The organism is Flavicella sp. (genome assembly GCF_029238425.1).
Classification (GTDB): Bacteria; Bacteroidota; Bacteroidia; order Flavobacteriales; family Flavobacteriaceae; genus Flavicella.
The window spans coordinates 1-10,959 of record NZ_JAQWGB010000003.1; the positions used below are offsets into that span (position 1 = coordinate 1).

Below are 10,959 nucleotides of genomic sequence, written 5' to 3' on the forward strand. Positions count from 1 at the left end.
TCCTGTGCAAAAGTAACTGCGCTTGCAAGTAATAATGCTGATAAAATAATTTTCTTCATTTTTTGATAATTTAAATTGATAATTGTGTTTCGATTAATACATGGCAAATATACGTAGTTTTACGTAATTACAAATTTATTCAGTAAAAAAGTAAGTATTTAAACAGTGTTGTTGTTAAAAAACACCTACGTAATTTAAGAATAATACAATTAATTAATCCTTAACCATCAATTAACATGTTGAAATTTGAGTTAATGTGTAATTTTGTTGTTGATATGATAAAAATTAATATTTGAAATATTTTATTTTAAATTAAGTACAAGAAGTATTGATTTTGTTCAAACCTGCGAAAACGCAGTAGTAAATCATATGAAAACATTGTATTCCAAGTGATTAATGGGGGTGTAAGGTGACTTTCAAATGTATAAATTACGTGTTTTGTACTTAGTTTTGGGACTCAGTGGGAGAGAAAAGTATCGTAATAGGGGGTTATTCCAATATAAAATGACCGCTTTTCCTTAAAATAGCAGGTTTTTATAAGTACTTAAAGATGATCTTAAATGCTACGTATAAAATAAGTACTGCCGTTGCTTTTTTGAGGTTTTCAGGAGAAATGAGCTTGATTCCTATGCGTGTTCCGATCTGACCTCCTATAAAAGTTGATACCGCCAATAATATGGTAAGTGTTGGGGCTATTGTGAAGCTAGGGTTGAATAACTGTCCGCCCAGTCCAGCTATGGAGTTTACAAGAATAAATAAGCTGGCTGTTGCAGCAATTTTTTTTGAGTTGTCCCATTTTGCAAGATGAAGTAGCGGTGCAAGGAATATTCCACCGCCAATACCAACCAGCCCAGATATAAAACCAATACTTCCTCCAAAGCCAATACTTTTCAGGAAGCTTGACTGTTTTATGTTTTCCGGTGTTATGCTTTTCTTTCGTACAAGCATTAGTATTGCTGCAGCGAGTAAACTGCATCCTAGTAGTAAGAAAAATATTCTTTCTTCAATACGTAGATAACCACCAAGAAAAGCGAGCGGAATGCTTGCTATTACCAAGGGCATTACTTTTTTGAAGTTGTAAAAGCCATTTTTATAATAAAGTATAGTAGAATTCGAAACTACAACGATGTTACAAATAAGTGCTGTTGCTCTAATTTCTGTAAAAGCAAGTGAAGTAAGTGCTAGGATGGCTAGGTAACTCGATCCTCCACCGAAACCAACTGATGCATATAAAATTGCAATAGCAAAAAAGGATACTATAATTTCCCAATGGGTTGTTATGATGTCAATATAACTCATGTCAATTATTTCAATGCAAACATACTTAAAAAATTCAGTGGAGTGTAGTTTGTGCTTTTTAAACTGTTGTTTATAGAGTGTTTTTTATATTAAAGGTATCATATATTAAATTCGTTTGTAAATAAAAGGGAGCTATTTGTTTCAAATAGGGGTTGTATTTTAGTTTCTTTTGCAACCGCTTCTTTTTATTTCGAATTAAAATTATATTTTTATGCTTTAACCAAACTAAATATAACTTAATGTCAAAACAGGATTTAAAGAAATACTGGAAGGAGAACCTCATATACTTAGCTGGTTTACTCAGTGTGTGGTTTGTTGTTTCTTATGGTTGCGGTATTTTATTCGTAGAAGAATTAAATAATTTTAGAATTGGAGGTTTTAAACTAGGTTTTTGGTTTGCTCAACAAGGTTCCATTTATGCTTTTGTAGTCATTATATATATGTATATACGACTCATGTCAAAATTGGACAAAAAATATGGAGTAGACGAATAAAATTATAAAACTGAAAAAGATAAAATTATGAGTGCACAATTGTGGATTTGGATTCTAGTGGGGGTTACTTTCTCGTTATATATAGGTATTGCAGTTTGGGCTAGAGCGGGTTCAACCAAAGAATTTTATGTTGCCGGGGGAGGCGTGTCTCCAATTGCAAATGGTTTGGCAACAGCGGCAGATTGGATGTCTGCGGCTTCCTTTATTTCAATGGCCGGTTTGATTTCTTTTAGTGGGTACGACGGGTCTGTTTATCTAATGGGATGGACTGGTGGTTATGTTTTGCTAGCATTATTATTAGCCCCCTATTTAAGAAAATTTGGAAAGTTTACGGTTCCTGATTTTATAGGTGATAGGTATTACTCTAATATCGCTAGAACCGTTGCTGTTTTTTGTGCCTTGATTATTTCATTCACCTATATCGCCGGACAAATGCGTGGTGTGGGTTTGGTTTTTTCTAGATATTTAGAAGTGGATATCAATACCGGGGTGCTTATAGGCATGGTGATTGTTTTGTTCTATGCTGTTTTGGGTGGGATGAAAGGAATTACCTACACGCAAGTAGCACAATATTGTGTCTTGATCTTTGCCTTTATGGTTCCTGCTATTTTTATAAGTTTTCAAATGACGGGTAATTTGATACCCCAGTTTGGGTTCGGAGCAGAAGCTTCTGATGGGGTTTACTTGTTAGATAAGCTAGATGGTTTGCAAAAAGAACTTGGTTTTCATGAATATACTTCCGGTTCAAAATCAACAATGGATTTGTTTTTTATAACAGCTGCCTTGATGGTTGGTACCGCAGGGCTTCCGCATGTTATTGTTAGATTCTTTACCGTTAAAAAGGTGAGTGATGCAAGAAAGTCCGCAGGTTGGGCTTTATTGTTTATTGCTATACTGTATACTACCGCGCCTGCAATTGCGGTATTTTCAAGGGTAAATCTTATTGAAACAGTGAGTAATAAAAAATATTCTGAATTGCCAGATTGGTTTGAAAACTGGGAAGTAACAGGTTTATTGCAATTTGAAGATAAAAATGGTGATGGTTTGGTTCAATATGTTGCTGATGCAAAGCAGAATGAATTAACTGTAGATAGAGATATTATGGTTTTGGCGAATCCAGAGATTGCGCAATTGCCAAATTGGGTAATCGGATTGATAGCCGCTGGAGCGTTGGCTGCTGCTTTGTCTACTGCTGCTGGATTGCTGTTGGTGATTTCAGCTTCTGTATCGCATGATTTGATAAAGAAAATTGTAAAACCCGATATTTCTGAAAAGGGAGAATTAATTGCGGCAAGAATTTCAGCTTTTTTAGCGGTTATTTTGGCAGGATATTTTGGAGTAAATCCACCAGGTTTTGTAGCAGCGACAGTTGCTTTGGCCTTTGGTTTGGCTGCAGCTTCATTCTTTCCAGCAATAGTTTTAGGAATATTTTATAAGAGGATGAATAAGGAAGGTGCCATTGCTGGTATGGTTATTGGAGTTTTGTTGATGTTGTTCTATATGACCAAATTTAAGTTTGGTTGGTTTGGTGGAGGATCAAAAGAAGATTGGTGGTTTGGGATTTCTCCGGAAGGCTTTGGAACTTTTGCGATGCTTGTGAACTTTGTGGTATCCCTTGTGATTTCAAAATTCACGCCAGCTCCACCAAATAATGTGCAAGAAATTGTAGAAAATATTAGAATTCCATCAGGAGCTGGAGAGGCTGTTGATCATTAATTAATGAATAATATAAATTGAAAAGATATGGTAGATAAAATTCATTCTTATAAAAAATATAAAGAAGATTATATTGAGAGTGTTGAGAATCCTGAAAAATTTTGGGGGGATATTGCTGAAGGGTTTTCTTGGAGGAAAAAATGGAATACTGTTTTTAAACACGACAAAGAAAATGCTGAAGTAAAATGGTTTGAAGGTGGTAAATTGAATATTACTGAAAACTGTTTGGATCGTCATTTAGAAAAAAATGGAAATAAAACAGCCATCATATGGGAGCCAAACAATCCGGATGAGGAGTCTCGTTATATTACTTATCGTCAATTGTACGTGAAGGTTTCTAGGTTTGCGAATGTTTTAAAAAATAATGGTATTAAAAAAGGTGACAGAGTTTGCTTGTATATGCCTATGATTCCAGAATTGACTATTGCAATGCTTGCTTGTGCTAGAATAGGTGCAGTACATTCCATTGTTTTTGCTGGTTTTTCTTCTTCTGCTTTGTCAAGTAGAATTAATGATTCTGAATGTAAATTATTGATTACAGCTAATGAGGTATATAGAGGAACAAAGCCTATCAATTTAAAGGCTGTATGTGATGAAGCTTTGGAAGATAGTCCTTCTGTAGAAAAGGTAATCGTATATAGAAGAACAGTGGAGCCAACGGAAATGAAAGAGGGTAGAGATGTGTTTTGGTTTGATGAACTGCAAAAAATAGAAAATTTTGAATGTGATGCCGAAGAGATGGATGCTGAGGATATGCTATTCATCTTGTATACGTCTGGTTCTACAGGTAAACCAAAAGGAATGGTGCATACTACGGGTGGATATATGGTAGGTTCTACCTATACTTTTCAGAATGTATTTCAGTATGAAGAGGATGATGTATACTGGTGTACAGCCGATATAGGTTGGATCACCGGACACTCCTATATTATATATGGGCCCTTAGCTGCTGGAGCAACTACAGTAATGTTTGAAGGGGTGCCTTCTTACCCTGACTATGGTCGTTTTTGGGAAATCGTAGAGAAATTAAAAGTGACTCATTTTTACACAGCGCCAACTGCAATTCGCGCATTGGCGAAGCATCCGATTAGTTTGGTAGAGAAGTATGATTTGTCAAGTTTAAAAGTTTTAGGTTCTGTTGGAGAACCTATCAATGAAGATGCATGGCATTGGTATAATGATAATATTGGGAAAGGAACTTGTCCAATTGTGGATACTTGGTGGCAAACTGAGACTGGTGCAATTATGATCTCTGCAATGGCGGGTATTACACCTTTAAGACCAACCTTTGCAACCATGCCTTTACCAGGTGTTCAACCTGCATTGATGGATGAGAACGGAAAAGAAATACTAGATTCTCCTGCTGAAGGTAGATTGGCGATGAAAGCTCCTTGGCCGTCAGTTGCAAGAACTATTTATGGGGATCATCAACGTTATAAGGATACTTATTTTTCTGCTTACGAAGGAATGTACTTTACTGGTGATGGTGCGTATCGTGACGCCATGGGTAATTATAGAATTACGGGTAGAGTAGATGATGTTGTGATTGTATCAGGACATAATTTAGGAACCGCCCCAATTGAAAATGCAATTGATGAGCATTTGGATGTTGTAGAATGTGCTGTTGTTGGGTTCCCTCATGATGTTAAAGGGAATGCTTTGTATGCTTATGTTACAAAAATTGATGAATCAGTCACTTCTGAAGATGACTTGAGAAAAGAAATAAATGATTTGATTCGCGGTTCTATTGGTGCAATAGCAAAATTAGATAAAATTCAATTTGTATCTGGACTTCCTAAAACAAGGTCTGGTAAAATTATGAGAAGAATTTTAAGAAAAATAGCGAGTAATGATACTTCTAATTTAGGAGATACTTCTACGTTATTAAACCCAGAAGTCGTGACAGAGATTATGGACAATGTAATTCTTTAAATTATTACAATAGAAATAAAAAAAGCTTGAAGATTCCTTCAAGCTTTTTTTGTTAATAGTTCAGTGGGTTGATAAAAAGATCTTTGTATTTCATGTTACCATCCTTATTTAGTTTGGGTAAGATTTTTAAAAAGGCCAACCCTGTAATAAATGCATCTCCAGCGGCAGTATGTCTGTCTTTGGGGGTTATTTTTAGTTCTTGAGCGATCTCATCCAACGTGTATTTTTTATTAGGGTCAATTATATTTACAATATGTTTTGAGCGTTTGAATAAGATTCCCGTGTCTAAAACGTCATTTTTTAATTTTCCAAGATTATGTCTTTTAAGAGCTCTATTTATAATACCAATATCAAAGCCAGCATGATGTGCTACAAGTACGCTGTCTTTAATATAGTCTAGGAACTGTATTAGCGCTTCAATTTCTTCAACTTTTTTAACTTTTTCAGATTTTAAAATTCCGTGAATTTTTACCGTGTCCGCTTTAAAAACGCTCTGGTGTAAATATACTTCCAAACCATCTTTGATCAGGATTTTGTTATCCTTGATGGCGGTTGCTCCAATACATAAGATTCTATCTTCTTTAAAATCAAAACCAGTGGTTTCTGTATCAAAAACAATAAACCTAGTTTCTTTAATAGTGCGTTGTTCTTTTGATTTGAAGTGTTCGGAATATCTTTTCCAGAATTCTGGAGCTTGCGTTTTGTTAAAATTGAAAAAAGGAAATTTCATACTACATCATTTGTTTTAAATTGAAACGAATAATAAGGAGTTCTTGAATTTCTTTAATCGGCTTAAAAGCTCTTTTTAATTTCAGTTTCTCTGTTTTACTTAGGGATTCTAAGTTGATCAGTTTTCCAGAGTCGTTATTGAGAATTCCTTGTTCTGTTTTGAATTTCAATAAAGTTCTAAAAGCTCTAGCGCAAGAGTTGTATAGGTCTTCGTTCTGAGGTTCTAATTCGGCTAATTTTTTATATCTGTTTAAAGTATTGTTGCTGTTTTTTAAGTTATGAGATAAAATAAGAATTCTTGCAGCATCAATAAGTGGCATCAAAGCCCTGATTTTAATATTAAAGGCTTCTTGGTGATCTCCATTTGTTTCTACAATAAATTGTCTGAAAAAACCAACAGGAGATGGTTTGTCAATTACATCCTTACCTAATTTAGATAAAAAGTATTTGTGTTCATTGATGGTTTTGAATAAGCTACGTCCTAATTTGTCAGTTAGATCTTTTTCTCCGTAAATATATTCGTAGTCAAAAAATATAGAAGATAGCAAGGTTCCTGCTCCATCAGGATTGATAATCCAGTCGTCAAACTGTTTTTTCCATTCTGTTAAAGAGGTGCACCATTTAGGGTTGCTAGCCATCATGTCTGCAGGGCAATACTCATAACCAATCGTATTTAAGTATTTCACCACTTTTATAGATAGTGAAATAAAGTACTCTTGGGTTTCTTGGAATTTTGTTTTCGGAACATCTTCAAATATCAAAGCATTGTCTTGGTCTGACATCAGAAGTTGTTCTTTCCTTCCTTGACTCCCTAAAGCGAGCCATGTGAATTTTACTGGAGGTGGACTGTCCATCTTCTTTAGGCATAATTCAATACTTCTAGAGATGATAACCGTATTGATTTCAGAGATGATATTAAGGATATGAGGAAATGGAAGTTCTTGTTCTAGGTATGTTTTTAATAAGAGGTCTACCTTTTCTCTTATTGTTCTTAAGTGTTTTGATTTCTTTGCTCTATTTATCTCTTTGATAAGTACGGATGGGTTATTTCCCAAAGATACAATCAAGTCGTGCAAAGAAAGTATTCCTATTAATTTTGACTTTGGGGTTCCGTCCTTGGTGATGCAAATATGACTAGCAGAGTGTTTCAGCATTGCAATATGTGCTTCCGGAATTGTTATTTCTTCTGTTGAAGTAATAACAGGACTCGACATAATTTCTTGTGCTTTGCTTTCTATTTTAAAATCTCCAGTAGCTACCTTGTTACGTAGATCTTTACTGGTAATTATCCCAATAGGTTTTTTGTTTTTGGCAACGACCATAGCTCCAATTTGCTGGTCTCTCATGCAAATAGCAATTTCTTTTACAGTTGTTGTTGCTTCACAGGTAATTGGTTTTTTTGTGAATTTTGCGTTTTGAAGATTGAATAAATCATTGTTTGTCTCCTTTTTTATATAGGAGGATATATTTCCACGTCCTTCAACAATAGAGGTGTCCTTTATGTTAGAGGCAAAACTAGTGATAAGGTAGTTCTTTACATTTTTGTTTTTTTCGGATAAGGGTTTAAAGACGTGTAAAGGAATTCCATATAAAATTGATTCTTCATTTGTTTCCGCGTTTAGGATGTAGTTTTCCTTAACCATTAAAGGTCTTAATCCAAAAATATCCCCTTCATCACAAATGTCAATGATGTTTTGCTTTTCCTCTTCTTGCATGGTGAGTTTGACAGCTCCTTTGTTTACAATATAAAAATGGGCAAGTGGTTTTGACTCAGCATTGAAAATGAATTTTCCTTTTTCTAGGTATAAAACTTCTACTTCTTCCGAAATAGATTTAAGTTCTTTTTTCGTTAGTAAGTTGAAAGGAGGATAATTTTTTAAAAAGTCTGCAATTCTTTCTGCAATGGTGTTTTTCATAATCTTTTAAGATGAAAATTGTCTAATAGCGTCAAATATTCTATTGTAATAATCTAATCCATGAGGAACATACGTCTCCGAATTGTTTTTTAATTCGAACTTAAAGGCATCGATAGGGATAAGTTTTACTGCTGCCACTTCACTTTCCTGAATTTTTAAATTTTCAAGTTGCTCTGTTAGTGGGCATATGTATATATGATGCAGCTCATTGTCAATAAGGTTTTCGTTATGAAAATGTTTGTGTGAGCTTGTTCCTATATTTCTCAGTTCTTTTTCTGATACAATTAGGCCTATTTCTTCTTCTGTTTCTCTAAGCGCTGCAATAATTGGAAGTTCTTTGTAGCCAATATGTCCTGCTACCGATACATCCCAAAGGTTTGGGAAAGTATTTTTGTTCCTGTGTCTTTGCTGAATTAAAAGTTGTTTGTCTTTTGTGTAAAACCATATATGCACGCTAGCATGTAGGTGCCCATTTTTATGTGCTTCAGATTTTAAGCATCGTACACCATTTGGTTTCTTGTCCTTGTCTAGAAGCTCAATGTATTCGTCCATAATATGTAAAAAGAGGTTGCCATAAAAATAGGGAACCTCTTTTGTTTTAGTTGTAGTTTGTAAAATTACTTAAAATAGCTAAAAGTTTCGCCATCTTCTATTTTTAGTAAACTTTCGTAAATCAGTTTAATTACATTTTCAACATCGTCTTTACTTACCATCTCAACGGTAGTGTGCATATAGCGCAATGCTAATGAAATCAATGCCGATGGTACGCCTCCGTTGCTGTAAGCAAACGCGTCTGTATCTGTACCGGTAGCTCTAGAAGAGGCATGTCTTTGAAAAGGGATTTTGTTTTCCTCAGCTGCCTCAATAATCAATTCTCTTAGGTTGTGCTGAATGGCAGGTGCGTAAGAAATTACTGGCCCGTCCCCGCATTTAGATTCTCCTTCTACTTTTTTGTCGATCATCGGAGTGGTGGTATCATGACACACATCTGTAATAATCGCAACGTCTGGTTTTATAGTTTGAGTAATCATTTCCGCACCACGCAAACCTATTTCTTCCTGCACAGCGTTTGTGATATAAAGTCCGAAAGGCAACGTTTTGTTGTTTTCTTTTAATAAACGAGCAACTTCTGCGATCATAAATCCTCCCATTCGGTTATCAAGAGCTCTACAAACGAAATTGTTTTCATTCAAAATCATGAATTCATCTGGATAAGTAATCACACAACCTACATGAACACCTAATGCCTCAACTTCTTCTTTAGTTTTGCATCCAACGTCAATAAAAATATTATCTAATTTGGGCGTGTCTTCTTGTTTACCTTTTAATCTTGTGTGAATAGCTGGCCAGCCAAAAATACCTTTTACAATACCTTTTTTTGTGTGGATGTTTACGCGTTTGGATGGAGCGATAATATGATCGCTACCTCCATTACGGATAACATATATCAAACCTTCTGGAGTGATATAATTTACATACCATGAAATTTCATCGGCATGCCCCTCTATGACAACCTTGAATTTTGCATCTGGATTGATTACTCCAACTGCTGTTCCATAGGTGTCGGTAATAAAAGTATCAACATAAGGCTTAAGATAGTCCATCCAAATTTTTTGACCTTCGCTTTCATAACCTGTAGGAGATGCGTTGTTTAAATATTTTTCTAAAAATGCTATTGAATCATCGTTCAGTATAGATGTTTTACTCATATGTTATCTGTATGTTTCTTTGCTGTTAATTATTCAAAAGTACTGAATAGTTTTGTGAGTTCAAAAATTGAAAGACATAATACTAATGCTCGTTACTTTAGTGTGATGATTATTGTTTTTTTATGGAATGAAAGAGTTTCAAGAAATAATTCGATAAATTTGAGTCCTTATTATATATAGGTATAAATGAAGAGAATATTTTTAGCTTTTTTTTTAGTTTCGGGACTTATAATGTCTCAAGATAAAGATTCGTTGGATTTTAGTCAGTACACTTTATTTGAAAATGATAGTTTGATTACAGATTTGGAAGAAGTGCAATTGTTGCCAAAATTAGAATTCAAGTCGTATAATGATAAAAGGTATTATTATTGGTTTCGAAAAAAAGTTTTAAAGGCCTATCCTTATGCAAAAATAGCTTCTGAAGAGATTTCTAAATTGAATGAAGCGTTGGATAGCATTCCTTCGAAAAGGAAAAAGAAGAGATATACAAAAGAAGTTCGTAAATATTTAGAGAAGGAGTTTACGCCTCAGTTAAAAAAATTAACTCGTACCGAAGGTAGGGTGTTGATAAAGTTAATGCATAGAGAAACAGGGGAGGTGACTTATGATTTGGTGAAGGAATATAGGAGTGGTTGGAAAGCGTTTTGGTATAATGCAACGGCTAATATGTTTAAAATGTCCCTGAAAGATGGTTATGATCCGGTCAATGTACAGGAAGATTATATGATTGAAGATGTGCTTCAGCGTGCTTGGCGGGATAATTTGATTGAACTGGATAAGGCAAAGCTCGAATTCGATTTTGCAAACATTAAGAAAAAGTGGGATTTAGGATATCCACCAGATTATAAAAAGAAAAAATAATGCCTTTTTAGTTCTATTTTTTTTGGGAAACCACTGATAGAATAAAATCTAACCCCTGTTTATAATAATAAAGAGGGATTTTTTTTGAGCTGTAATTTTACTGTTTTATATAGGGTGCAGTCTTTTTTTATGAGTAGAGTAGGTATGAATACTTAAAGTATCGAAAACAATTCTCAAATATTTTTATTTGTAAGCTTCATGTTTCTAGGTCTCTAAGAACGTTCAAAAAAATAAAACCAAAAAAGGTTTAAAAAGTCATTGTTGTAACGATAAAAAGTTCTAGTTTTGCATCCGCTAACGCAA

9 protein-coding genes are annotated in these 10,959 nt (G+C 34.4%); 4 read left to right on the top strand and 5 right to left on the bottom strand.

Annotation, left to right across the window (positions count from 1 at the left end):
• Positions 1-534 precede the first annotated feature (534 nt).
• Entirely contained in the window at positions 535-1,299 is a 765-nt protein-coding gene (locus P8H68_RS00220; RefSeq protein WP_300320056.1) for a sulfite exporter TauE/SafE family protein, read from the bottom strand.
• Positions 1,300-1,538: 239 nt separating this feature from the next.
• Here P8H68_RS00220 and P8H68_RS00225 point away from each other — a divergent pair, with 239 nt between their 5' ends.
• The 3 genes from P8H68_RS00225 to acs are packed head-to-tail and all read left to right on the top strand — an operon-like array spanning position 1,539 to position 5,441.
• Positions 1,539-1,793: a DUF4212 domain-containing protein gene (locus tag P8H68_RS00225; protein WP_300320058.1), complete on the top strand. Its 255-nt coding sequence runs from the start codon at positions 1,539-1,541 to the stop codon at positions 1,791-1,793.
• 27 nt (positions 1,794-1,820) lie between these two features.
• Positions 1,821-3,509 (top strand): sodium:solute symporter family protein, encoded by a 1,689-nt coding sequence (locus P8H68_RS00230; protein ID WP_300320060.1) that lies wholly within the window; start codon positions 1,821-1,823, stop codon positions 3,507-3,509.
• A 27-nt stretch (positions 3,510-3,536) separates the two neighbouring features.
• Complete coding sequence (gene acs, locus P8H68_RS00235; protein ID WP_300320062.1) at positions 3,537-5,441, top strand: acetate--CoA ligase; 1,905 nt, start codon at positions 3,537-3,539, stop codon at positions 5,439-5,441.
• Between the two features lie 52 nt (positions 5,442-5,493).
• On the opposite strand, the gene P8H68_RS00240 is transcribed toward acs, so the two are convergent.
• From P8H68_RS00240 to P8H68_RS00255, 4 genes are all read right to left on the bottom strand, one after another.
• Positions 5,494-6,171 carry a 3'-5' exonuclease gene (locus P8H68_RS00240; protein WP_300320064.1) on the bottom strand — a complete coding sequence of 226 codons (678 nt, stop codon included), beginning with the start codon at positions 6,169-6,171 and terminating at the stop codon, positions 5,494-5,496.
• Position 6,172: 1 nt separating this feature from the next.
• Complete coding sequence (locus tag P8H68_RS00245; protein WP_300320067.1) at positions 6,173-8,086, bottom strand: DUF294 nucleotidyltransferase-like domain-containing protein; 1,914 nt, start codon at positions 8,084-8,086, stop codon at positions 6,173-6,175.
• Between the two features lie 6 nt (positions 8,087-8,092).
• Entirely contained in the window at positions 8,093-8,638 is a 546-nt protein-coding gene (locus P8H68_RS00250) for an NUDIX domain-containing protein (protein ID WP_300320070.1), read from the bottom strand.
• Positions 8,639-8,703: 65 nt separating this feature from the next.
• Entirely contained in the window at positions 8,704-9,795 is a 1,092-nt protein-coding gene (locus P8H68_RS00255) for a M42 family metallopeptidase (RefSeq protein WP_300320073.1), read from the bottom strand.
• A gap of 186 nt (positions 9,796-9,981) precedes the next feature.
• Between P8H68_RS00255 and P8H68_RS00260 the strand changes: the two genes are divergently transcribed.
• Complete coding sequence (locus P8H68_RS00260) at positions 9,982-10,656, top strand: DUF4294 domain-containing protein (RefSeq protein ID WP_300320075.1); 675 nt, start codon at positions 9,982-9,984, stop codon at positions 10,654-10,656.
• Positions 10,657-10,959: the final 303 nt, after the last annotated feature.

Excerpts from the sequence above, each read along its gene's own strand:
- P8H68_RS00220 (WP_300320056.1), bottom strand. The coding sequence starts at position 1,299 with ATGAGTTATATTGACATCATAACAACCCATTGGGAAATTATAGTATCC.
- P8H68_RS00225 (WP_300320058.1), top strand. The coding sequence starts at position 1,539 with ATGTCAAAACAGGATTTAAAGAAATACTGGAAGGAGAACCTCATATAC.
- P8H68_RS00230 (WP_300320060.1), top strand. The coding sequence starts at position 1,821 with ATGAGTGCACAATTGTGGATTTGGATTCTAGTGGGGGTTACTTTCTCG.
- acs (WP_300320062.1), top strand. The coding sequence starts at position 3,537 with ATGGTAGATAAAATTCATTCTTATAAAAAATATAAAGAAGATTATATT.
- P8H68_RS00240 (WP_300320064.1), bottom strand. The coding sequence starts at position 6,171 with ATGAAATTTCCTTTTTTCAATTTTAACAAAACGCAAGCTCCAGAATTC.
- P8H68_RS00245 (WP_300320067.1), bottom strand. The coding sequence starts at position 8,086 with ATGAAAAACACCATTGCAGAAAGAATTGCAGACTTTTTAAAAAATTAT.
- P8H68_RS00250 (WP_300320070.1), bottom strand. The coding sequence starts at position 8,638 with ATGGACGAATACATTGAGCTTCTAGACAAGGACAAGAAACCAAATGGT.
- P8H68_RS00255 (WP_300320073.1), bottom strand. The coding sequence starts at position 9,795 with ATGAGTAAAACATCTATACTGAACGATGATTCAATAGCATTTTTAGAA.
- P8H68_RS00260 (WP_300320075.1), top strand. The coding sequence starts at position 9,982 with ATGAAGAGAATATTTTTAGCTTTTTTTTTAGTTTCGGGACTTATAATG.